The following is a 24,162-nucleotide window of genomic DNA, read 5'->3' as shown; positions in this document are numbered from 1 at the left end:
GTATCCTGTGCTATGCTGTATTGCCAGGGCTTTTTATTTAACTTCCGTTTACTCAAACACGTTACCGTTTACCAGGGTAACCACACTGTATGGTGGCAAAACAATGTCTGTCTTTTTCACCCTGCCATCTTTCTTTTTACAGTTATCGCCCACTGCCGATGTGGTGTAGTAGTAATCATAATTATCAGGCAGGTTATCGCCGTTCAAATCGAGCTTAACATTATTGGCTGATGAATTGATAAGCACAATGGTAAATGAGTTCATCTGTGTATTCTCGAACGCGGTAGCGGTAACATGGTCAGTACTTTTGAAGTTTAACTTTACCATTCTGGCGCCGGGGCGGATAAACCTGTAAAAGTGTTTAGATGCGTAATACTTTTTACCTTTTATGTTAGCAGCCATTAGCGTGTATTCGTTGATATTCTTATCGCTGGCTTCCCACCATACCCACGCCGATGCCTGCCCGTAATACAATGCCGACTGGATATCTGAGGCAAGGTCCATAGCGCCCGGCGATTTACCTGTTTTAAGCCAATTATCATCATAACCGGATGTTTCTGTCATCCATGCGGGCTTTTGAGTAGGTGTTATGTACTCTGTTTTTACGGTATTCCAAAGTCCTTCCAACACGCTGCCCGACGACGGATTGATACCTTCTGTGTATCCGTGCATCGCCCATATATCAATATTTTTTAAAGCGTCCGGACTGTTTTTGATGCTGGTATTGTAAAAGTATTGCCGGTCTTTACCTCCCTCCATATCCAGCATATTTTCGGCGCCAAAAACTTTTACCCCGGGAAATTTAGATTTTACCACAGGTATCACATTGGCAAGCATGGCGGCATACGAACCATCCATATTGTTATAAACGCAGGAATTGTACGGTTCTACAAAAAGCGGTTCGTTTTGCGGACTTATCGCGTACACATTTACGCCCGCGTCCTTGTAAAGCTGTAAGCCATTGGCTAAATAATTGCCATACTCGGTATATTTTGCAGGATCGAGCGCGCCACCGTTTTTGGTGCCTGTTGGGTTTGGAGTACCGGATATAGGTTTATTATCAGCCCCTATTTTACATTTTAAATTTGCCGGCGGCGACCATACCGTAAAAATAAACTTAAGCGGTACTTTAGCTGCTTTAGCAACTTTGTTAAGGCCTTCTACAACCGGCCTTTGCTTATCCCATGTAGCGTCTTGGTCAGGGGAATCAGAGTACAGTTCGTTTCGCCAAATGGTGATACCCAGGTCGTTTATTACCTGGTTGGCCCAATCATCACTGTATATTTCACTTGCATCTGCCCACCAGGGTGCCCTGCCGCCAAAAAAGCCAAAGCCATCAATCTGCTGTAATTTTTGGCTGCGATCTATAGAGATTGAAACGGTAGTGTCTTTAACTACCACTACTACGGGTTTGGTACCTGTTACGCCCGGCGGGGCAGGTTTAACATCCTTTTTGCTGCACGCACTAAGTATGGATGCAAAAAGTATGAAAATAAGTACACAGCCGGCAAAGATAGGCCGGGAGTTTTTAAAAGCTCTGATCATAGTGTATGCAGGTTTATAAAATGTCGTTAGTACACTTTAACAAACCTATTGACTATCAGTAACCCGGGTATCCTGTGCTATACTGTGTTGGTATCCCTATGCTGTGTTGATGGATCATGCCACTATGGCTACTGGATATTTAGCCAGTCTTTTTTAAAGCCTGAGGGGTTTTGCCCCACAATTTTATTGAACAATTTATTAAAGTACGATATGCTCTCCAACCCTACCGCATAGCAGGTTTCGGTAATGTTGCTGCCTTGCATCAGTAAATTTTTTGCCCGTTCTATGCGGTACTGGTTCACAAAATCGGTAAAGGTTATGTTTGTTTGCCTTTTAAAATAGCGGCAAAAAGCGGCTGTGGTAAGGTTAACCCTGGCTGCCACTACATTTACATCGGGCTTTTTATGGTAATTGGCATCTATATATTCATAAATAGCGCCCATCCTAATCTTATCCTTCAGGATGAACGCTTTGCTGCTTTGGTCGGTGTTCAGTATCTCGGTATCTGCCGAATGGGCAAGCAGGTTAAAAATATCTATCAGCTCTATTAGTTGCCGGTACGAGTTCAGGCCATTCAGCTGTTTCAGGCGCTTTGCAACAATAGCTTTGGTTTCGCCGGTAAAGGCAATACCACGGTCGGCCTGTTTAAATAAGCGGTGCAGCGCGGCAAACTCCGGCGATGTGCCAATAGCCGCCCCTAAAAAATCGGTACGCAGTTGTATCACTATCTGGTGATAATCGCTCCGCAGCCGGTAATCAAAATTAAGGTGCGGGATGTTGCCGCCGATAAAAACCAGGTCGCTTTGCGTATAGGTGGAAATGTGCGTGCCCACATGGCGGATCCCCGCATCGGCTTCTACATAAACCAATTCTATTTCGGGATGGTAATGCCACAGAAAGGTATTACGCAAGCGCGGCGAAAACAGCTTGAAGGATTTTCCCGGTTCAAACTCCACTCGTTCTAACTGGATCTCATTCGTCGCCATATTGTGTTAAATATATTGATAAAGTTAATTATTATATCAATACAGAGCAAATAACTGTCATTGCACAGGATATCCGTTTCTATTTACACGTGTACATTTGTTATATCAAACCAATAAATATTATGAGAGCTGAAACTATGACACCAACTATGGCACCGGCCATGAAAGCCAACGAGGCGCATAAAGTTATACCCGGCAACCCATCAACCGCTACAAGCAGCCAGATAAAACTGAACGACCGCAGCAACGGTAAACCACTGCAGGTATTAAGCGAGGCTGACTGGCAGTTTTGGGTTGATAATGGCTATGTGATCATCAAAAACGCCGTACCTAAAGAACAAGTTAAAAAGCTGGCCGGTTACCTTTGGGAGTACGAAGGTAAAGATGCCAACGATATAGAGACCTGGTATAAAAAACCCAACGCCCAAATGCAAATGGCCGAGCTTAACAATACCGGCATGGTTGAGATCTATAACCACCAGTTTATGTGGGATAACCGACAGATGGAGAAGGTGCACCAGGCATTTGCCGACGTTTGGGGCACCGAAAAACTTTGGGTAACCATAGACCGCGCCAACTTAAATTTCCCGTTAAGGCCGGGCTTTGAGTATAAAGGCTTTATCCACTGGGATTACGATCCCGAGAGCCGCCCGCAAAATGTACAGGGGGTACTGGCCCTGGCCGACCAGACCGACGAAGCCATGGGCGGTTTTCAGTGCGTGCCAGAATTATACCGCACTTACGATACATGGAAACTTACCCAACCGGATGACCGCGACCATTACAAGCCCGATACCGCCGGCTTTAATATCGAAAAAGTAAAACTGGAAGCCGGCGACCTGCTGATATTTAACAGCCTGGAGCCACACGGCATCCGCGCCAATACCAGTGGTAATAAAGTACGTATTGCCCAATATATTGCCATGATGCCTGCGCAGGAAGATAACGAAGAGCTAAGGCAATGGCGCATAAACAGCTGGCAAAGCCGAGAGGCCATGCAGGGCTACGCTTTCCCCGGCGACCCGATGGAACGCGAGAAAAAGAACCCGGTTGCAACGCTTTCGCCATTGGGCAGGAAGTTACTTGGGTTGGATAGATGGTAGAATAAAAGGCCCGGAGCATTTTGTCCGGGCCTTTTATTTTATGTGTATCTACAGATCAGGCAACTGCCACACTGCCGTTGTTTGCTTTCCGTTTTAATATAAGTGCCGTTATCAGCGATACTACAACACCTATCGGGAATATTTCCATATAGGTCATCAGTACAACCCCGATAAATGAATCGTACCAACCCTTCATGGAGTTTATCTCTTTTACTTTGGCGGCAATTTCTGTTGCGCTTGCCCCGCTGTTTTGCGCCTTTTCAATAATGTGGGCGCTGTACCTTTCCATAAAATCGGGTATAAACAGGTAATAATCTACCAGCCAAACAGCTACGTATATGGTGGACCCTATAAAGGCGATAAGCAGTGCCATTTTAAAAGCGCTGCCAAAGCTTATTACACCCCCATTTTGCTTATCGCGATAGTTTTTTATAGCGGGGTACATTACCGCGAATGCGATGATCATAGAGGCAAAGCCCAATATCATACTGCCCTCGAACTTACCGGTAGAGTAGCAATATGCTATGCTGCCCAGCATCCATACCGATACTATCAGGCCGGCCAATAAGCCATACTTAATTACATTTTTTTTCATCGAAATATTGGTTTTAAGTTTATGGTTCAAAATTGGCCCAATGCTTTCTTTTTTAGCTCATACTTTAGGGTGATTTTACCAATAACACCACCTTTCATACTAAAGCATGAAAATATCAGGGAATAAGGTTTAACCTCCTGGCCTTATCAACCGCCTGGGTGCGGCGCTGTACTTCCAGCTTTTCAAATACTTTTGATGAGTGGGTTTTAATGGTATTAAGCGATACAAATAAACGCCCTGCTATCTGGTGGTTGCTTAAGCCTTCGGCCATTAACTGCAGCACTTCAAGTTCGCGTTTGCTTATGCCCAGTCCGGCAAGTTGCTTTTCATCCAAAACAAAATCACCGTTTGTTACCATTACTTCTTTTTCTACAATAATGGTATTGGTTTTTGGCTTTGTTAATTTGGTGGCAAGCCAGATACCAAGGGCGGTGAATATAACGGCCAGCGCACCTGCGTATAATTCAAACGCATAGTCGACAATTATGAACCGCCACTCCAGCCATTTCATTAAAAATAATAGAATGGCCAGCGATACGCCATATAATATTACCGATCGGTTTCGCGCCCAAAAGTTCAAAGTCATTTACGCTCTGTTTGTATCTTTAAAATAAGACAATTTAACGCGCATTTCAAAAGGTGATATTTAAATCAGACGGTGAGGCTAACCGTAAAAGAGTTTGTACATGTATCGATATCAAACCCGTACTCAAACTTATCACACGCCCTTGTAATGATCATCAACCCAAAATGTTCGGCCAGGCTATTGATATCAATTGGGTCGGTTTCTTCGGTTTCTTCTATAAAAAATAGCAGCATACAATTATTATGCAGCTTTGCCTTCAAAACAGCGCTGCTATCGTTGTAAACAGTAATAATTTTACCGGCGTGGTGCTTGCCGGGCAAGGGCCACTCTAATAAATTATTGCCGCAACGCACGGCGAGGCCGTTGCCTGTATCTGTTTTTTTAATGGTGATGATATTGCCTGATGCAGTTATGGCTATAGTAGTATCGCCCTGCCCGGAATGCTTGAGCGAATTTGTGATCAGTTCTACCAATATCATTTTAACTTTGAAGGCGGTATGCTCATTGATCTGGCCCAGATCTTCAATAATGGTAAGAACCAATGGGTACATACCATCAGCATTATTATTGAAAACATATTTTTTTGATACAGTACCGGGCATATTATTGTGCTTTGTTATCAGCGGCCTCTGCTGCAGACACATAGATCTTAAATGCCTTGTCCAGCCGTATCAGCTGGAACAGGCCGCTAACATCTTTATTTAACCCTGCCACTACTATCTCGGCTTTATTAGCAATGGCATATTTAAGCGCCGACACCAATGCACCCAAAAACGAGCTATCCACGTATATTACCTGTTCAAAATCCACCACAATGTATTTATTGTCCTGGTCTATCAGCGCGGTCATTTCGTTTTTAAAGCCATCTGATACGGTTAAATTCGCTTCCTTTACCTGTATACCGGCTATCAGAGCATCCTTATGTGTGTTGGTTACTAATATCATTAACTTGTTTTTTGTAAATAAATTAAGCTGCAATCGTCAATATGCGCGGCCGTTTTCTCCTTTATAAACACGCTGTTTTTAAAATCGGCAAAGGGCTTGTTCAGGTATGGTTCTATAGCTTGTGTAAAAGTGTTATAATCGGTTTTTTTACCTTCCCCGCCTTCAAAATCAATAATACCATCGGTAAAAATATACAGGCTGTCGCCTTTTTTTAATTTTAAGGTTATTTCATCAAAATCGCCATTGGGCATCAGGCCAAGCAACATGCCCGAAGATTTGACCTGTTCAAGGCTTTCGCCCGCATTGTTGTAATACAGCAATGGCAGGTCGCCCGCACCCGAATAGGTGATCGTTGATTTATTGGTATCTATCATCAGCAACGACAGGCTCGAAAGCACATCATTCACCACAGGGTCATGGTATACCACGGCGTTTATTTTTTGCAGGATGTTTTTGGTAGAGAAGTTACCTTCGGAGATGCAGATACGCACCGCCGCCCGGATATAACTTAAAAACCCGAACGAGAAATACCAGGCGCCCCACTTCTTCCCCATCACATCGCCCAAAACTACAAAGGTGCAGCGCTCATCAATGGTAATAAAATCTATAAAATCACCACCGGGGTAGTTCTGAAATGATTTATGCCAGAAATCAACCCCGAAACCATTTATAACAGGCAGCTTTTGCGGCACCGAATGCAGGTTAAGCGCCATAGCGGCTACGCTAAGTTCCTTCAGGGTTCGCTCGTGCTGCTCGCGCACGGTGTTTAAAAAGTTGTTTACTTTTGATACCACTACGGGCAGCGGGGTGTCCTTCAGTATGTAATCTACCGCTTCCAGGTTTATCCCCTCCAGCATCACATCATTATCAACCTCCGATGTAAGGAACATAAAAGGGATATCCTTAAACTCCGGCGTAGCTATCAGGCTTTGCCTGAACGCGAAACCGTCGATATCGGGCATGTGATAATCAGACAAGATAATATCCGGCCGCTCCTGCGTTAATATTTCCATCGCGGCGGTTGCCGATATGGCCTTCATGCAGTAAAACCCTTCTTTACTTAAGGCCCTACCCATCATCTCTAAAACAAAGGGGTTATCATCAACCAACAGGATCTTTTTTGATACGGGCATGTGTAAGGGTTATGCGGTACGTTTTTTTAGCAGCGAGCTTAAAAACAAATATACACCTGTAAATACAATAAGCAATGCTATCAGGTCCATCAGGGTAACGCCGTCGTTATCGTTAAAATAAAACACTGTAAACATTTCAAAATAAGGCGGCGCGGGCATAATTATCATGGCCATACCCAGCGTTATCATTACTATCCCTATAATTACAACAACCGATTTTTTAACCCGCTCGTGGGTAAGGTATTTTTTTGAATCATCGGTATCCAGCTGGTGCTGCGACAGCAGGAGTTCAAAATCGTTCAGCAGGTCGAGCCGGTCGCGGTCGGTATCCAGTTCGGCAAAGGCCCCGATGGTTTTTGGCAGCGATGCCTCGTCAAGGGCTTTGTTTATTTTGTGCTGTATAGCTTTTGCCTGCCGGGCATTAATAACCCTATGCTGAAGCAAAGCTACTAACTCATCAGCTTTTTGATCAAGTAACGCGGCTTCGTTAATAACTGCTTTATCCTTCAACTTTAAATGATTATAAATGCGTAACTTTTACTAATATTATGGCATTAAAATATACTGCATGAAAAAAGTATCTGTTGTAACCATAAATTTCAACCAGGATAAAATCACAGAAGAGCTTTTAATATCAATAGCCGCAACAAATACTTACGAAAACCTTGAGGTAATTGTAGTTGACAACGGCAGCACTGTAAACCCCATCCCACTGTGGACAGGTAAATATCCCGATGTTAAGTTTATACGTTCAGAAAGCAATTTGGGTTTCTCGGGCGGTAATAACATTGGCATTGCGCAAGCCACAGGCGAGTATTATTTTTTGGTGAACAACGATACCGAATTTAGCCCCGGCCTGGTGCAAAAACTGGTTGATATTTTAGATACACACCCCCATGTTGGCATTATATCGCCAAAACTGGTTTACGATTTCGACAGGAGCATTATACAGTACGTTGGCTTTACCCAGGTTGATTATTATACCTGCCGTAACCGGGCTGTCGGCAAAAATGAAAAGGATGTTGGACAGTACGATAATCTGCTTGGCCAAACCGGTTACTGCCACGGCGGCGCCATGATGGTAAAAAAAGAGACTTGCGAAAAAGCCGGATTAATGGCCGATAACTTTTTTATTTATTACGAGGAAGTTGACTGGGGCGAACGCATCAACAGATCGGGTTACCAGGCCTGGGTTCGTGGCGATGCGGTTATTTACCACAAAGAATCGATGACGGTGGGCAAGAACAGCGCATTTAAAGAGTACTTTATGAACCGCAACCGCATCCTGTTCATCCGCCATAACGCGCCTGCTTTTAAGGCATTCGTTTTCTATATTTATTTTGTATTGATGGTAGTGCCGCGTAATTTGCTGCGCTATGTAAAAGAGAAGAAATACAATTTTATCAACATCCTGTTCCGTGCCATTTGGTGGAACATGACCCATAGCAAGCACAGTACCGAACTGGGTTTTACTATCAATAAAGTTTCATGATAATTGCTTTTTGGATAAGCCTTTTTATTGCTGCTTACACCTTTGTTGGCTATGGCTTCCTGCTGTATTTTATCATTAAGATAAAACGGGCTATTAAAGGCAAGCCTGTTTTACCGGTTGTTGCCGATGATGAGCTACCTACCTGCACCCTTGTGGTTGCCGCTTACAACGAAGAGCATTTTATAGCGCAGAAAATTGCCAACAGCCTGCAGCTAAACTATCCCGAAGGCAAGCTGAAGTTTGTCTTTGTGACTGATGGCTCGTCCGACCGTACAGCTGAAATAATTGCACAACACCCGCAGATTCAATTGCTGCACCGCCCGGAACGCGCCGGCAAAATAGCCGCCGTACACCGCGCAATGGAATATGTTGATACCGAAGTGGTGGTATTTACCGACGCCAATACTTTTTTAAACCCCGAAGCCATTACCCGCATTTGCCGCCATTACAGCGATAAAACCGTTGGCGCTGTGGCGGGCGAAAAACGGGTACAGATAGATGCCAGCGCCGATGCCAGTGCAGCGGGCGAAGGTTTTTACTGGAAGTATGAGTCGGCGCTGAAGAAATGGGATTCGGAACTGTACTCTGTGGTGGGTGCCGCGGGCGAACTGTTCAGCGTTAGGCGCAGCCTATACCAGGATGTACCCGCCGATACCGTGCTGGATGATTTTATGATATCGATGCTGATAGCCGCCAAAGGCTACCGCATTATTTACGAACCCGAAGCCTACGCGCTGGAAACCGCATCCGAAAATGTATCGGAAGAGTTAAAACGGAAAATTCGCATTGCGGCCGGGGGCATCCAGTCTATCCTGCGTTTAAAGGCCTTGCTGCTGCCGTTTAAGTTCCCGGTATTGTCGTTCCAATATGTGAGTCACCGCGTGCTGCGGTGGACGGTTACGCCCTTCTTCCTGATATTAGCATTCATTACCAACTTTGCTATAGCGTTTGCAGGCAAGGGCGTTATTTACGAAGTATTATTTGGCGGGCAGGTGCTGTTTTATTCGTTAGCCATCCTTGGCTACATTATGGAAGAGCGCCACATCCGTATTAAAATATTGTTTATCCCCTATTATTTTTGTGTAATGAATTACGCGGTGATAGCGGGTATCGTCCGCTACTTCACTACCCGGCAAAGTTCGGTTTGGGAGAAGGCGCAGAGGAAAATTTAACCGGGGTAGCCATATTTGTCATGCTGAACGATAGTGAAGCATCTAATCGACGACATGCATTGTGCGTTTGCACAGTTTTAAAAGTTTACTCCACCCCTTTCACATTCATCTTCATCGTATAGATCGCTTTTGAAGCGGTGATGAACAGCACATCCCTGTTCATGCCGCCAAAGCAAACGTTGGCCGTCCACGGTTCAGGGATATCGATATGGGCTATCTTCCGGCCTTTGGGGTTGTAGATGGTGACGCCATTACCGGCGGCATACAGGTTGCCCTGTTCATCAAGGGTGATGCCATCGGCGGTTTGTTCGGCAAACACCTGGCGGTCGTCTAAAGTGCCGTCGGTATCTATATTGAACTTGTAGATCTTGTTATCGCCAATATCGGCCACGTACAGGTAATTGCCATCGGGTGTGCCTACGATACCGTTTGGCTTCTTCAGGGTTTCATCCACTATCTCGGGCTGTAACGAACTGTTGGATAAGTAGTAAACCTTCTGCCCTTCCAGTTCAGGTTGTGTACGTTTCCAGTAATCGCGCTTGTAGTATGGGTCGGTAAAGTAAACGCCGCCCTTCTTATCAACCCACAGGTCATTAGGGCCGTTAAGCAGTTTGCCGTTGAGTTCCTTTAGCAGCACTTTTACCTTACCATCGGCGCTAACCCGCCAAAGCTGGTTATGTTCGTCGGCACAAACAATTAAGTTGCCCTTATGGTCAAAATACATCCCGTTTGGCCGGCCGGCGTTATCCATAAATATGGATAGCTTGCCATCGATACCATACTTCCAGATTTTGTTATTAGGCTGATCGGTGAAAAATACATTGCCCGCTTTATCCACTGCCGGGCCTTCGGTAAAAGCGAATTGTTTGGAGATAAGTTGCGGTTTCTCATTAGCGTTAAAAAGCGGCTTTTCCTGCCCAAAAACCGCACCCGAAACGCCAAAGATCGTCCAAAGAACAACTGTGATTATCCTGTAATTCATCATTTAAAAGCTTTACCCGATTGGTTATCCATTAACGATGCAACATCGTTTAACTTACCCTCTTTATAAAGCCCGAAATCGCTCAGCGCGATACACACCGGCGACCTGGTAATACGCAGCCGCACCTTATTGGTTTTAACTGCCTGCGCTAATTTTATCAGCCTGTTGCCACCAATACTTGTAGCTTTAGCGATCTGCTGCCATTTACCATCCTGCCAGGCATCAACGGCTATTTCTTCTATCCGCTGGCCCAGTTTAATGTTCTCGCGCAGGCGTATCACATCAAATGTTTTTGGCTGATGCAGGTTCAATACCAATTGCGGCGTTTTCACCTTATCGTCAGTAGCCCAGTAGCTGTACCTGTCGTTATCCAGCAGGTTTGTCGCGCCAAATTTCACCTTGTTATTGCCCCTTGTATTACTTGCGGTTAGGGTTGCGCCCATAGCCAAATTAACTGCAAAAGTTTGTTTTAGTATATCGCCAAATGCTTTAAGGGACTTCACATCATTTTCAAATAATTGCCCCGTCCTGTCCGGCGATAAACCAAGGTCAAGCGCCGCGCCGCGGCCAACGCTTTGATAGTACAGGTTCAATAAAGCTTGCGGTGTTTTCACTGAATCGTCCTGCCGTTTGTGGTAAAACCAGCCCGGCCTTAGCGAAACATCACACTCAGCGGGCATCCAGTATTGGCCATCGCGGTGGCCGTCGGTGCCTTCATAATCTTTCACATAGCCGTTACCCGGTTTTTTGCCTTCGTCGGGTGCATGGGGCGTATAAGTGGCCCAGCTGGTTTCGCCGGCTTGTCCGCGTTCGTTACCTACCCAGCGCACATCCGGGCCAACATCGCCAAAAATCACAGCGTTGGGCTGCATTTTGCGGGTGATGCCCCATGTCTCGTCCCAGCCGTAGTAAACAGAGCGGTCTATCTTACGTTCCTCGCGCGCGCCGCCGTAAAAGCCATCGCCACCGTTGGCGCCATCGTGCCACGAGATGAACAGCGGGCCGTAATTGCTGTACAATTCCTTCAGTTGCTCGCGATAAACCTGTGTTACGTATTCCGGCTTGCTATACAGCGGACTGTTCCTGTCCCAGGGCGAGCAATAAACGCCCATCTTCATGCCCAGTTTGTCGCAGGCCTCGCGGTATTCGCGTAAAATGTCGCCTTTGCCGTTTTTGTACGGACTATTACTGATATTATGCTTGGTAGTTTTGGTCGGCCATAGGCAAAAGCCGTCGTGGTGTTTGGCTACTACAACAACGCCCTTAAAGCCGCCTGCCTTGGCCGCGCCCACAATCTGCATAGCGCTAAAATTTGACGGATTGATCAGCTTGGGGCCTTCATCGCCATAGCCCCACTCCTTATCGGTATAAGTATCTACCCCCCAATGAATAATGCAATACATGCCCGTTTCCTGCCAGTTTAACTGGCCTTGGGTAGGCAATGGCCCATAAGGTTTTGGTGCGGGCTGTGCAAAAGCGCATAAGGTTAACACTGATAGCGTAAAAAGCAGCGATAAACGTTTCATAGGGTTACTTCTATATAAGGCAATAAATTCGAAATTGAAAATCCGAAATTCGAAATCAAATCTAACATTTCAACACAAAATAATTGGCAGAGCGGCCTATTTCTTTTAAGTTAGCATTCCCTTTATCCTGCCTGTATGAAAACTCGCTTTTGTTATCTGCTTGCTTTATTTTTTGTGCCGATAATAGCATCCGCGCAGCAAAAAACAATTTATAAAGACAGTAAACAACCTTTGGATGCCCGCGTAAAAGACCTGGTATCACGTTTAACCCTGGAAGAAAAGATCGCCCTTTTGGGTTATCAAAGCAAAGCTGTGCCGCGGCTGGGCATCCCGGCATACAACTGGTGGAACGAGGCCCTGCATGGTGTGGCCCGGGCGGGCGAAGCAACCATATTCCCCCAGGCTATCGGCATGGCGGCAACTTTTAACGATGATCTGCTAAAACAGGTCTCAACCGTAATATCAACCGAAGCCAGGGCAAAGTATAACCTTTCCACCGGGATGGGAAGGCGGCTGCAATATATGGGGCTCACCTTTTGGACACCCAACATCAATATCTTCCGCGACCCGCGCTGGGGCCGGGGACAGGAAACCTATGGTGAAGACCCCTTTCTTACATCGCGCATGGGCAGCGCGTTTGTAAAAGGCTTGCAGGGCGACGACCCGCGTTACTTAAAGGCCAGCGCCACAGCTAAACATTACGCCGTGCACAGTGGCCCCGAAGCGGGCCGGCACGAGTTTAACGCCATTATCGACCAGAAAGACCTGCGCGAAACTTACCTCTACTCGTTTAAATACCTTGTTGATGGGGGCGTGGAAAGCATTATGTGCGCGTACAACCGCGTTAACGACGAGCCATGCTGCACAAGCAATACTTTACTGAAAGATATATTGATGACTGAATGGAAATTCAAAGGCCACGTGGTGACCGATTGCGGCGCATTGGATGATATTTACCTTCGCCATAAAACCCAGCCCGACCAGGTTATCGTAGCTGCTGAAGCCATAAAAGCCGGTGTAGATCTGGACTGCTCCACCCTGCTGCAAAACGATGTAATGAAAGCCGTAAAACGCAAATTGCTAAAAGTTAGTGATGTGGATAAAGCCTTATCTGCCACTTTACGTACCCAGTTTAAGCTTGGTTTTTATGATGATGCCTCGCTTAACCCATACCATGGTTACGGTGCCGATAGTGTTCACAATCCGCAGCACATAGCGCTTGCCCGTAAAGTTGCGCAGCAAAGTATGGTGCTATTAAAAAACAATAATAATATACTGCCGCTTAGCAAAAGCAAATACAGCAGCTATATGGTTATTGGGCCAAACGCCACATCATACGATGCCCTGATAGGTAATTACCACGGTACCGGCAAAGTTGTAAACTTTGTAGAAGGCATTACCGCCGCACTTGGCCCTGCTGCCCGCGTGGAGTATGACCTTGGGGCCGATAACCGTGACACCACCCATTTTGGCGGCATCTGGGCGGCCGGCAATGCCGATGTAACCGTAGCGGTGCTTGGCCTTTCGCCGGTTAACGAGGGCGAAGAAGGCGACGCGTTCCTGGCACCTGGCGGCGGCGACCGGCTGGATATCAGTTTACCTGCCAGCCATATCGCTTTTTTAAAGCGCCTGCGTAGGGATGTTAAGAAACCCATCATCGCTGTAATAACCGCGGGCAGCGACATAGATGTAGAAGCTATTGCCCCTTATGCCGATGCCGTAATACTGGCCTGGTACCCCGGCGAACAGGGCGGCAACGCGCTGGCCGATATCCTGTTTGGCGATGTATCGCCATCGGGGCATTTGCCGGTTACTTTTTATAAAGCGCTGAGCAACCTGCCCGATTATAAGGATTATAATATGCAGGGTCACACCTATCGCTATTACAGCGGCCCGGTGCAATACCCCTTTGGTTTTGGCATGAGCTATACCAAATTTGATTATGCCACCATCGGCGACTTTAAAACCACCTACAAAGCTGCTGATACCATCAGCGTAAGCATAGATATAAAAAACACAGGTGGTTATAATGGTGACGAGGTGGTGCAGGCTTACATCCAATACCCCAAAATTGACCGGATGCCCGTAAAGGAAATGAAAGCTTTTAAACGGGTGAGTGTAATTAAAGGAGCGCAGCAAACAGCAACCATCCGCATCCCGGTTAGGGAGTTGCAAAAATGGGACCTGACTGCCAACAAATGGAAGATCTATCCGGGCGAGTATAAGCTTGTATTGGGCAGTAATTCGCAGGAGGAAAAGGTGGGTTTGATGTTTACTATCGATTAGCAAAAGTCATTTCGAACGAGGTACGAGGAGAAATCTTGTTCAATGACAGGCGGTGAACTTTGCATCATGAACAAGATTTCTCGTCGCTGCGCTTCCCTCGAAATGACAGCGACTTTTTAACCATTCTATGTACTCAAAAGATCAGGCAACACAGTTAAAGCAGGCATTTTGGACAGTGTTCGGGCAGTACATGGGGCCGGTGCTTTCGGCCGAAGGGCTGCGCACTAACTGGATCAATTATAAAACCGGGGTAAAGCACATCTTTTTCAGGATGCAGGCTGATAATAAAAGGGCCAATATCTCTATAGACATCACCCATCCGGATAAAGAATTACAGCAATTATTTTTTGAGCAATTTGCTACTTATAAAACCATGTTGCACAGTACGCTTGGCGAAGAATGGGATTGGCAGCTACATACCACCGACGAACATGGCAAAACCGTCAGTCGTATTTATACCGGGATCTTGCCTGTCAGCATATTCCAAAAAGAAGACTGGCCAAAGCTGATCTCGTTTTTTAAACCGCGGATCATAGCGCTTGATGAGTTTTGGAACGATGTGAAGGTGGCGTTTGAGGTATAAGACCCGTTTCTCTCCACCATGTCATTGCGAGAAGCGTAGCGACGAAGCAACCTCGTAGCCAGTGCATTACCCCTATCCCATCTACGAGGTTGCCGCGGCACACCACCGCTCCTTTCCCTACAGTGCCTCGCAATGACACAGTTTTATAACTTTAAAATCTAAATTAATTGCTAACTTTGTTAGCATGAAGCGTTCCGGGAGTGCCGATCTGCCATTGCATTATGGTTATGTGCCTGTTTGGCTTGCCGAGCGGATGGCAAAGCTGGGCCTGGCCGTAATGGAAACTATTGTGATGGATTATGGCAAGGACGAAGTGTTGCGCCGCCTGAGCGATCCTTTCTGGTTCCAGAGCCTGGGCGCGGTAATGGGTATGGACTGGCATTCGTCGGGTATTACTACGTCGGTAATGGGCGCTTTAAAACGCGCGGTAAACCCACACAGCCGCGAGTTGGGCATTTATATTTGTGGTGGCAAGGGCAAACACTCTACCAAAACACCCGAGGAACTCTATAAGGTTTGCAACACCACCGGGCTTGATGGCAACTACCTGGTGAAATGCAGCAAGCTAAGTGCTAAGGTTGATAACACCGCCATACAGGACGGCTTTCAGCTATATACCCACAATTTTATTTTAAGCGATACCGGTAAATGGGCCGTTGTGCAGCAAGGCATGAGCGACCTGAGCCGCACCGCCCGGCGCTACCACTGGCATTCGGAACAGCTAACCTCATTTGTGGAAGACCCGCATACCGCCATCCACGGCCAAAACAACGGATTGATCTTAAACATGGCTGATAAGCTGGCAAACACCTCGCGCAGTGGCGTAATGCAGATTGCCGCCGAACAGCCCGACCGGATGCTGAAAGAGATCAGCAAACTGGTGATGCCAAACCACCACGAGGTTACAGCAAAGGATATAGACCTGAAGCGCCTGGGGGCGGTACTTTGGCTGGCACAAGAGAAGCAGCCTAAAGATTTTGAAGATCTATTATTATTGCAAGGCCTTGGGCCGCGTACGCTGCAATCGCTGGCATTGGTAAGCGAGGTGATCCATGGCACGCCATCAAGGTTTAAGGACCCGGCAAGGTTCTCGTTCGCGCATGGCGGCAAGGATGGGCACCCCTTCCCGGTACCTACAAAAGTTTATGACGAAACCATTGGCGTGTTGCAAACAGCCATCCACAAAGCCAAACTGGGCAACAGTGATAAAAGCGAGGCCATCAAACGCCTCACCAGCATCGCGCAAGCTGCTGAAAAGGATTTTATCCCCAACGCCAACTTTGATAAGGTGATAGAAAAAGAAAGAAATGATTCGTGGAAGTACGGCGGGCGTACAGTTTTTGGTAAAGCTAAGCCGCCTGTGCAGCAACAGTTAAAACTATTTTAGGCCAAGGCATATCGCATTTGCCTGTTTCAGGTGCTCCTGTAGCTTTGGCAATGTTTTGTCGGCAAAATCTTTTAGCTTTTTATCGGTATTGGTTTCGCCGATTTTAAAAACCTTTATGGCGTTCTCATGGTCGTTAACCATTACCTGCATGTATTCTTTATCAAATTCGTGCCCTGTTTTTTTGGCTAAGCTGGCTAATAATTGCTCGTGGGCAACAGTGATTGTGTCATTTACAGGCTTACTGCCCGAGATCTTCTTCAGTTCGGCATCCGAGTTGGTATGGTCGGCAATTATCATCTTTGCAAACTCCAGTACTTCGGCATTTTTAGAGTTGGTTAATGCCAGTTGCGACACCTTTATTTCGGCTGCGCCGGATTCAAGCGCGCTTTGTACAAAAGAGATACCCTCTTCGTTTGCCTGGCTTATCTTGTTATAATTTTTTGCTTTACGGTTATTACAAGCTTGCGTAAGTACAAGTACAATTAATGTTAATGCTATACCAAATGTTCTTTTCATCGTAAAATGTTAAGCTTATAATACTTAGTTAACAAGTTTAAGCCTATCCTGTTTACAATAACGGAATTTTAATTTACAATTGGTTTACAAATTGTCGTTTTGGTAAAATTTAGAGAATGTTTTAGCTGAAAGCTGAAGCCATGCAATACCACGAGGCACAGCCTCGCGGCAGCAAATTCAATTCCATCCCTTGGGAGGGGTGCGATGGAATGTGTGGTAGCAGGGAGGGGTTTAGCGTGTTATAAATTCATTAACCCCTCCCTGCCCTCCCGTGGGGAGGGAGTTATTGGCTTTTACGCCAAATTCCGTCCCGCGTTTACAATACCGTATACGGTACGTATCACCAGCTTATTGTAAATACCGGTCAGTTCTTCGTCTTTGGTATGCTTAAGGCACTGCAGGGCGTAATGCTGAATAATAACCAGCGGCAACACTATTTTTTCGCGGATGGCGATAGAACGGCGGTCGACCGGGAACTCTTCCATCAGCACTTTCGTTTCGGTGAGTTCCAGCAGCATCTTCAGGGTAAGCTCGTATTCGGCTTTCAGGCCTTTCCAGAAAGGGCCAAACTTTTTATCCTTTTCCATATAAGCCGTAACCCTGAAATCAGATTTCGACATCGACATCATACAGTTATCCAGCATGGTTTTAAAAAATCCCGAGTTTTGGTAAAGCTCTTTTACTTCGTCCCAGCTGCCGTTATCTTTCATCTTTTTTAAAGCGGTGCCCACACCGTAAAAGCCCGGTATGTTTTGTTTTAGCTGGCTCCACGAGGTTACAAAACTGATGGCGCGCAGATCCTCCAGCTTTAGTTTGGCATCGGCATTACGTTTGGTTGGCCTGCTGCTGATGTTGATATGCGACAGCAATTTCAGCGGACTGTAGTTTTCCAAATATTCCATGAACAGCGGGTGTTCGCGCAGGGCCAGGAACAATCCGTGGCTTTCTTCGGCCATTTCGGCTATCAGGGCCTTGTGGCGGTTATCCAGCAGGTCGTTATGGTTGGGGTGCAGGGCGCTGATGATACCGGCATTGATCAATTGCCCGGTATTGAACCTCGCCGTTTCTACCGACCCATATTGCGAACTTACGGTTTGCCCCTGTATGGTCAGCTGAATATGGTCGTTTGCTATCTCTTTCCCCATCGACGCGTAAAAACGGTGTGTTTTACCGCCGCCACGTGCCGGCGGGCCGCCGCGGCCGTCAAAAAAGGCCAGGTCTATGTTATGTTTACGGGCCATGGCGGTTAGCTCCACCTTGGCTTTGTATATGCTCCAGTTGGCCATCAGGTAGCCGCCATCCTTGGTACTGTCGCTAAAGCCAAGCATAATAGTTTGCCTGTTACCACGTTTTTTAAGGTGCGATTTATAGAACGGGTGTGTGTATAATTTCTCCATCACTTCGCTGGCCTGTTTCAGATCGTTAACGGTTTCAAACAAGGGCATAAAATCAACGCTCAGTTTATCTTTTTCCCAGCCACTCCACAAAAACAATGCTATAAGCTGTAAAATATCTGATGCTTCCTGGCAATTGCTGATGATAAAGCGCTGACACCCCTTTTCGCCATTGGTATGCTGGATCTGTTTCATCAGCCTGATGGTATCCAGCGTATCGCGGATCAGCGGTTCGGCGTTTGCGGGGCATTTAAAATCGGCCTGGTTAAACGGAAGGCTTTTGATTTTGGCTTCCTCGCCCATATCGGCATAATTTTTTGGCACGCCGGTATAAACTTTTTCGGTAGTGTATTTAAATACATCGCGCAGCACACGGCTATCCTGCCTTATATCCAGCGTTGCGAAGTACGAGCCGAAAAGCTGCACCTTTTGGATCAGGTTATCTACTATATTTAAAAACAGGCTGTCGTGCTCGGTTACCAGCGTTTGCCGCATTGATTTCAGGAGTTTCAGCAGTTCGGGTTGCAGGTCTTTCGGGTTGTTGGGTGTGCCAAAGGCATTGGTATAAAGCAGTTTTTCCAGCTGGCTAATATTATCGGCAAAGCCACGGAAAGTGATACGGCGTTTCAGGTTCCTGAAATCGCGGTAATAACAGCGGTATATCACCTGCCTTAACATTGACGATACCGACAGCGTAGTTTCGGTAGTTACGTTAGGGTTACCGTCGCGGTCGCCGCCGGGCCAAAAGCCAAGCTCAAGTACCTGCTGGTTACCCTCTATATCAAACTCATCCTCCAGCTTTGACTGGATACCCGATAAAGCGTGGTAAAATATATTCTCCAGGAACCAAACCAGGCTGGCTGCTTCGTCAACCGGTGTTGGCGAAGTTTTATTAAAGAACGGCGTTTTACCCAATTGCTGTAATAAAACATCAATTGACGGGATATCGTTTGTTTTAAGCGCCTCTATCAGGTCTGTCATAATACCCAGTACCGTACCGGGGTAAAACTGCGTAGGGTGCGCGGTAAGCACCAGCCTTAACGAAAAATCTTTAAGCTGTTTGCTGATGTTTGCCCTGGCCTGCTCGCTTTGCGATGCCTGCTGCACCATACTTTGCAGGGTACCCGTATCATCAACCCGGCCTATTTTGCTGAACGACGAATCTTCAATGGCATCAAACAAAACCACCTGGCGCTCAATATATTGTATAAACCTGAATAAGCGGTTTATCTGCTCGCGCTGATCGATACCAGGCACATATTTTTTAAAGAACGACTCTATAATTTCTGTTGGTGATAGCTGGCTTACCGTCCCCTTATCGCAATGCGAGCTGAAAAACGGCAGCAATATACCCGTGTCCTTAACCTGGTAAAAAGGCAATGTTTGAAACAAGCTGTTGTATAGCTCAAAGCGCTTTACAACTTCGTGGTTAAATATCGATTCTTTTTGACTGAGCCTTAAGGTAGCTGGCATAATTGAAGATGTTTATAAAATTTACAGGGGTATTAACGGCGTAATTTAACTATCTAAAATTAAAATAGGGAAAAAAATAAAAAATTAATAACAGTTTATACATTTTAATGCAATAATTGTTATTACAAAACAGTAAACATTTTATTTGTTTAATTTCGCTTATTGAAACAACTGCCCAATAATAAGTAGATGAACAACCATAAAAGAGAAATAAAAAGCTTTTTTTACAGCCAGTATTTTTCTGACGGGTTGCGCATGTCTGCGGGTATTTTGATACCCACCTTGGTAATGATACAACTGGGCGATTTTAGCATGGGGTTAACCATGTCGCTTGGCGCGCTCTGCATATGCACAGTTGACGGCCCCGGTCCGGTATCGCACAAACGTAATGCCATGGCAGCGGGTAATTTATGTATGCTGGCGGTAGCTATTATTACCGGCTTTGCAAGGCTTAACGTTTATACCCTGGGCCTGGAAATCACATTAGCTTCCTTCCTGTTTTCGATGTTTACGGTTTATGGCAACAGGACGGCATCAATAGGCACATCGGCCTTGCTTATTATGATACTGATGATGGATAAGGAAGTGCCCCCGCCACAACTGCCTGCCTTTTGTGCCACGCTTGTGGGCGGCGGCTTGTGGTATATGGTTTTTAGCCTGGTGTTTGTAGGGCTTAGGCCTTATCGCGCGGCGCAGCAGATACTGGGCGAGAACGTTGCCGATATTGCCCGTTTTTTGCGCATAAAGGCCGATTTTTATATTCACACCACCGATATTGATGCTAATTACCGCAAGCTGGTATTGCAGCAGATACAGGTGAGCAACCACCAGGACGCCGTGCGCGAGATACTATTTAAGAGCCGCTTAATGGTGAAGGAATCTACCCCGGCCAGCCGCATCATCATACTAACTTTCATCGACCTGGTGGATATGTTTGAGCAGATAATGGCCACCCACTATGATTATGAATCTATCCGCGTAAGGTTTGAAAAAACGGGGGTTTTAAACGAAATAGCCGGTTTTTTGCATCATGTTGCCGATGACCTGGATAACATCGGCTACGCCATACTGGCCAACGACAGGCCCGAAAAACTAAGCAACCTGGAACTGCGGCTGGAACAATTGAAGCTAAAAATTGATGCTGTTGGTACCGATGATAAGGAAACCAGTAACCTGGTACTGAAAAAGATATTGATAAACCTGCGCGACCTGAGCAAGAGTATCTCCAATATTTATAAATATTATCACTCCAAAGCATCAGAGGGTTTGGTGCAAAGCCCCACAGATGTAGAGTATTCTAAATTTGTAACCCACCAGGATTACGCGCCGCATATTTTCTGGGATAACTTTACGCTAAACTCGGGCGCGTTTAAACACGCCTTAAGGGTGGCAATTGTTTGTTTGGTTGGTTTTATTACGGCCAAAAATGTATCGCTTGGCGGCCACAGCTATTGGGTACTGCTTACCATTATTGTAATACTTAAGCCGGGGTTCAGCCTTTCAAAACAACGTAATTACCAGCGTTTGATAGGCACCATTGCAGGCGGGGCCATTGGTATCCTGGTGCTGAACTTTGTCCCGGATAAAACGGCGCAGTTTATTATCCTCATTGTTTTTATGATAGGTACGTACAGCTTTTTGCGTTTAAACTACATTGTTGCTGTAATTTTTACCACGCCGTATGTGTTGATACTATTTAAGTTTTTGGGCTTAGGGCTTATTAACGTTGCGCAGGAGCGTATTATCGACACGCTTATTGGGTCGGGGATCGCGTTTATTGCCAGCTATGTTTTGTTCCCTACATGGGAGTTTGAGCAGATCAACCAAACGCTGCGGTCTGTTATAACGGCCAATGTCAACTATCTGCGAAAGGTATCTGAAAGCATTTCGGGTAAAGTGGTTGAAACAACCGAGTATAAGCTTGCCCGTAAAGATGTATATGTAAACTCGGCAAACTTATCGGCGGCTTTCGAGCGTATGACATCCGAGCCAAAAAGCAAACAGCGCAGTATTAAAGATATCCATAAGTTTGTGGTGCTTAATCACATTTTAACATCGTATACAGCCAATATAGCTTCGGCATTGATAAGATCAGGGCAGATCCCCCCTCACCCGGACATGTTAAAATTGGTAAAACGAGGTATCGCCGTTTTGAAAGAAACAGATAAAAAATTGAGTGGCGAAACCATTGCCATGCCGCCGGAAACACCAAAAACAGATACTTTGCCAAAGCCCGAAACCGTAGCGGTACCCTTAACTGCCGACGACCTTTTGATGAAGGAGCAGTTGGGCTTTATCAATAAAATAACACTTGATATAGCAAAGGTTACCGATAATATATTGAGGTAAACAAGCACCCTGCAAACTAAACAAGCCCTTTAAAACTGGCCTATCTCAATTAAACAAAATGGACTATTTGCCCCACCCACTTAAGTATCATATTTGCTGCATAAATAAATATGATGAACACACCCGCAAAACAAACCCCGCCGGCACTTATACTTATTGATGTACAAACCGCTTTTAACAATTTAGCCTATTGGGGCGGCAGCAGGAATAACCCCGGCGCCGAGCAAAATATTTCCGCTTTACTTAAACATTGGCGCGAAAATAAACTGCCGCTGTTTCACGTAAAACACAACTCCACCCAGCCCGGTTCGCTGCTATCGGCAAACAGTCCCGGTAATGCTTTTATGGCCGCTGCAATGCCTTTTGGTGGAGAAACTATTATACCCAAAAGTGTTAACAGCGCATTTATCGGCACTAACTTAAAGCAACTTTTAGATGAACAGGGTATAAAATCGGTTATAATAGCGGGGTTTATTACAGAACATTGTGTTTCTACCACCACCCGGATGGCTGCCAACTTAGGCTACAATACCTATGTTATTGCCGATGCTACGGTGAGCTTTGCCAGGAGTGGTGTAAACGGGGAACATTTTAGTGCAGATACTATACATGCCGTATCGTTAGCAACCTTGAAGGACGAATTTGCTACCATAATTACAACAGAACAGGCGAAAAACATAAGGCAGTAATGAGCTTTTGTAAACATAGAACCAATGTCTACCCTGAAAATTATTTCGGGATCTCTCAGCAATAAGATCAGTATAATTGAGAGATGCCGGTCTGTTAATCAACGGACCGGGATGACAGGGTTTGATCTTAGCTAAGCATTATCATCGCCCGCTATAAAACCCTCATTTTTGAGATAAAATTTTGTTTGCCCCACATTTAGTGAACCCGGCGGGATAGGCGCGTCTTTTTCGGCCTTTGCAAGCGCAATGCGGATCTCATCGTCGGTATCTTCATTAATGACACGGCCTTTTTCGTAGAGCGGCAAGGCAAGTAAATTGGTAACGCTTACGCCGGGTAATTTTACGGTATCCTTGTCCAGGTCAAATTCGGCTATTTCTATTGGCACTAACACGCGCCCCTCTTCCAGGTCAACGTCGTTGCTTTCCATATCTACTATAATATAGCGCACCTTTCGTCTTTTAGGATCAAATAGCAGTTCGTATACCTCGCCTACTTTGTTCTTGTGGATATCGCACACATCCCAGCCAAATATCTCGGGCTGCCCGTCTACGATCTCAAAATCACTTTCGCTTAATTCCTGCAGGTTATCATAATCTGCTGTATTATTATCTGAAGCCATTATCTTAAATTGAATCTTAATTATTCTTTTCACCTTCGGTAAAAGCCACTATCTCTACGCTTCGGTTTTGCGCGCGGCCTTTCTGCGTTGCATTGGTAGCTACCGGCTGTTTTTCGCCCAAAGAGTGTACTGATAGCTTGCTGTTGTCCAGGCCACCCTCGGTAAGCAGCCAATCCTTAACGGCATTGGCCCGTTGTTTTCCAAGCGCTCTATTATCACCTGCCGAACCAATAGAATCCGTATGCCCATAAATAGCTATGGCCGCCGTTTTATACCTTTTGGCCAAAGATGTTGCCACCTGTTTTAGCTTTGCTTCGGCCGATGGCTGTAAGGTGCTTTCATTGGCCGCGAAAAGGATATTTTCGCCCATGCTGTAAATGGTATATTTATCATTACCCCGTACAATTATTGCCGTATCGGTAACCTCATCGTACGATGCTTTGGGGATGCTAAAGTCTACTGCGTTCCAGTCGGGTTGCGTGGTCACAATTACATTGGTATCCACCTTGGTGCTATCTGTTGCCGTGGTATCAGTTGTGGCAACTTTTAGCGGGGCCGACCTGTTACAGCCACGGTATAATAAAACCGCTACGCCTATAGCCAGAACAAAAAATATAAGCCACATCCATATCGAGCGCCTGCGTTTGGGTTGAACATCTAATTGTGCCATTTTATATTTTGATATTAAGTACATTGTATCAAGCATTAATCAGGCCAATTAGTTTTAAATTTAGATTTTTTATACACCGGGTTATTGTTATCAAAATACTAAAACATTGTAAGTACAACAGGAATGTTAC

At 45.7% G+C, this 24,162-nt stretch carries 22 protein-coding genes; 8 read left to right on the top strand and 14 right to left on the bottom strand.

Translation table 11 applies throughout. From position 1 onward, the window contains the following. Positions 1-48: 48 nt before the first annotated feature. Both EWM62_RS01340 and EWM62_RS01335 read right to left on the bottom strand, forming a co-directional pair. Positions 49-1,545: a glycoside hydrolase gene (locus tag EWM62_RS01340; protein ID WP_129874844.1), complete on the bottom strand. Its 1,497-nt coding sequence runs from the start codon at positions 1,543-1,545 to the stop codon at positions 49-51. Positions 1,546-1,673: 128 nt separating this feature from the next. Beyond that, positions 1,674-2,531: a helix-turn-helix domain-containing protein gene (locus EWM62_RS01335; protein WP_129874843.1), complete on the bottom strand. Its 858-nt coding sequence runs from the start codon at positions 2,529-2,531 to the stop codon at positions 1,674-1,676. 122 nt (positions 2,532-2,653) lie between these two features. Between EWM62_RS01335 and EWM62_RS01330 the strand changes: the two genes are divergently transcribed. Beyond that, the gene (locus EWM62_RS01330) at positions 2,654-3,634 is read left to right on the top strand and encodes a phytanoyl-CoA dioxygenase family protein (RefSeq protein ID WP_129874842.1); all 981 of its coding nucleotides are present in this window, start codon (positions 2,654-2,656) and stop codon (positions 3,632-3,634) included. Positions 3,635-3,689: 55 nt separating this feature from the next. On the opposite strand, the gene EWM62_RS01325 is transcribed toward EWM62_RS01330, so the two are convergent. The 6 genes from EWM62_RS01325 to EWM62_RS01300 form a co-directional block, all read right to left on the bottom strand. After that, on the bottom strand, positions 3,690-4,229 hold the full coding sequence (locus EWM62_RS01325) for a DUF4199 domain-containing protein (protein ID WP_129874841.1): 540 nt from the start codon (positions 4,227-4,229) through the stop codon (positions 3,690-3,692). A 115-nt stretch (positions 4,230-4,344) separates the two neighbouring features. Continuing rightward, complete coding sequence (locus EWM62_RS01320) at positions 4,345-4,815, bottom strand: response regulator transcription factor (protein WP_129874840.1); 471 nt, start codon at positions 4,813-4,815, stop codon at positions 4,345-4,347. A 65-nt stretch (positions 4,816-4,880) separates the two neighbouring features. After that, a complete protein-coding gene (locus EWM62_RS01315; RefSeq protein ID WP_129874839.1) occupies positions 4,881-5,417 on the bottom strand; it encodes an ATP-binding protein in 537 nt (178 codons plus the stop codon). A gap of 1 nt (position 5,418) precedes the next feature. Next, positions 5,419-5,760: an STAS domain-containing protein gene (locus EWM62_RS01310; protein WP_129874838.1), complete on the bottom strand. Its 342-nt coding sequence runs from the start codon at positions 5,758-5,760 to the stop codon at positions 5,419-5,421. After that, the gene (locus EWM62_RS01305) at positions 5,760-6,893 is read right to left on the bottom strand and encodes a fused response regulator/phosphatase (protein ID WP_129874837.1); all 1,134 of its coding nucleotides are present in this window, start codon (positions 6,891-6,893) and stop codon (positions 5,760-5,762) included. Before EWM62_RS01305 ends, EWM62_RS01310 begins: the two co-directional genes overlap by 1 nt. 9 nt (positions 6,894-6,902) lie before the next feature. Further along, a complete protein-coding gene (locus EWM62_RS01300) occupies positions 6,903-7,403 on the bottom strand; it encodes a hypothetical protein (protein ID WP_129874836.1) in 501 nt (166 codons plus the stop codon). Between the two features lie 58 nt (positions 7,404-7,461). On the opposite strand from EWM62_RS01300, the gene EWM62_RS01295 reads away from it, so the two are divergent. Both EWM62_RS01295 and EWM62_RS01290 read left to right on the top strand, forming a co-directional pair. Then, on the top strand, positions 7,462-8,385 hold the full coding sequence (locus tag EWM62_RS01295) for a glycosyltransferase family 2 protein (protein WP_129874835.1): 924 nt from the start codon (positions 7,462-7,464) through the stop codon (positions 8,383-8,385). Next, positions 8,382-9,557, top strand: a complete 1,176-nt coding sequence (locus EWM62_RS01290; protein WP_129874834.1) for a glycosyltransferase family 2 protein — start codon at positions 8,382-8,384, stop codon at positions 9,555-9,557. Before EWM62_RS01295 ends, EWM62_RS01290 begins: the two co-directional genes overlap by 4 nt. A gap of 85 nt (positions 9,558-9,642) precedes the next feature. Here EWM62_RS01290 and EWM62_RS01285 read toward each other — a convergent pair whose 3' ends face one another. Both EWM62_RS01285 and EWM62_RS01280 read right to left on the bottom strand, forming a co-directional pair. Continuing rightward, the gene (locus tag EWM62_RS01285) at positions 9,643-10,539 is read right to left on the bottom strand and encodes an SMP-30/gluconolactonase/LRE family protein (RefSeq protein ID WP_238989252.1); all 897 of its coding nucleotides are present in this window, start codon (positions 10,537-10,539) and stop codon (positions 9,643-9,645) included. Beyond that, entirely contained in the window at positions 10,539-12,065 is a 1,527-nt protein-coding gene (locus EWM62_RS01280; RefSeq protein ID WP_129874832.1) for an alpha-L-fucosidase, read from the bottom strand. Before EWM62_RS01280 ends, EWM62_RS01285 begins: the two co-directional genes overlap by 1 nt. Before the next feature lie 135 nt (positions 12,066-12,200). Here EWM62_RS01280 and EWM62_RS01275 point away from each other — a divergent pair, with 135 nt between their 5' ends. From EWM62_RS01275 to EWM62_RS01265, 3 genes are all read left to right on the top strand, one after another. Further along, on the top strand, positions 12,201-14,351 hold the full coding sequence (locus EWM62_RS01275) for a glycoside hydrolase family 3 N-terminal domain-containing protein (protein WP_129874831.1): 2,151 nt from the start codon (positions 12,201-12,203) through the stop codon (positions 14,349-14,351). Positions 14,352-14,478: 127 nt separating this feature from the next. Next, positions 14,479-14,934, top strand: a complete 456-nt coding sequence (locus EWM62_RS01270; protein ID WP_129874830.1) for a DUF4268 domain-containing protein — start codon at positions 14,479-14,481, stop codon at positions 14,932-14,934. Positions 14,935-15,118: 184 nt separating this feature from the next. After that, complete coding sequence (locus EWM62_RS01265) at positions 15,119-16,321, top strand: DUF763 domain-containing protein (protein ID WP_129874829.1); 1,203 nt, start codon at positions 15,119-15,121, stop codon at positions 16,319-16,321. Here the strand turns inward: EWM62_RS01265 and EWM62_RS01260 are convergent. Beyond that, positions 16,313-16,837, bottom strand: coding sequence for a DUF4142 domain-containing protein (locus tag EWM62_RS01260; RefSeq protein ID WP_129874828.1), 525 nt, complete (start codon positions 16,835-16,837; stop codon positions 16,313-16,315). The two genes, EWM62_RS01265 and EWM62_RS01260, sit on opposite strands and share 9 nt — an antisense overlap. A 293-nt stretch (positions 16,838-17,130) precedes the next feature. Continuing rightward, positions 17,131-19,704, bottom strand: coding sequence for a phosphoenolpyruvate carboxylase (locus EWM62_RS01255; RefSeq protein WP_129874827.1), 2,574 nt, complete (start codon positions 19,702-19,704; stop codon positions 17,131-17,133). 189 nt (positions 19,705-19,893) lie between these two features. Here EWM62_RS01255 and EWM62_RS01250 point away from each other — a divergent pair, with 189 nt between their 5' ends. Together EWM62_RS01250 and EWM62_RS01245 are read left to right on the top strand one after the other, a co-directional pair. Beyond that, positions 19,894-22,053 carry an FUSC family protein gene (locus EWM62_RS01250; protein WP_129874826.1) on the top strand — a complete coding sequence of 720 codons (2,160 nt, stop codon included), beginning with the start codon at positions 19,894-19,896 and terminating at the stop codon, positions 22,051-22,053. Between the two features lie 110 nt (positions 22,054-22,163). Beyond that, positions 22,164-22,742, top strand: coding sequence for a cysteine hydrolase family protein (locus tag EWM62_RS01245; RefSeq protein ID WP_203234954.1), 579 nt, complete (start codon positions 22,164-22,166; stop codon positions 22,740-22,742). Positions 22,743-22,873: 131 nt separating this feature from the next. On the opposite strand, the gene EWM62_RS01240 is transcribed toward EWM62_RS01245, so the two are convergent. After that, a complete protein-coding gene (locus EWM62_RS01240) occupies positions 22,874-23,362 on the bottom strand; it encodes a PRC-barrel domain-containing protein (protein WP_129874825.1) in 489 nt (162 codons plus the stop codon). 16 nt (positions 23,363-23,378) lie between these two features. Next, positions 23,379-24,032, bottom strand: a complete 654-nt coding sequence (locus tag EWM62_RS01235) for an OmpA family protein (protein WP_129874824.1) — start codon at positions 24,030-24,032, stop codon at positions 23,379-23,381. Between the last annotated feature and the right edge of the window lie 130 nt (positions 24,033-24,162).

Origin of the sequence: Mucilaginibacter terrigena (assembly GCF_004168255.1) — a bacterium.
GTDB classification, from domain to species: domain Bacteria; phylum Bacteroidota; class Bacteroidia; order Sphingobacteriales; family Sphingobacteriaceae; genus Mucilaginibacter; species Mucilaginibacter terrigena.
The sequence above is the reverse complement of the archived record's forward strand: the minus strand, read 5'-3'. Positions and strand labels throughout refer to the sequence as shown.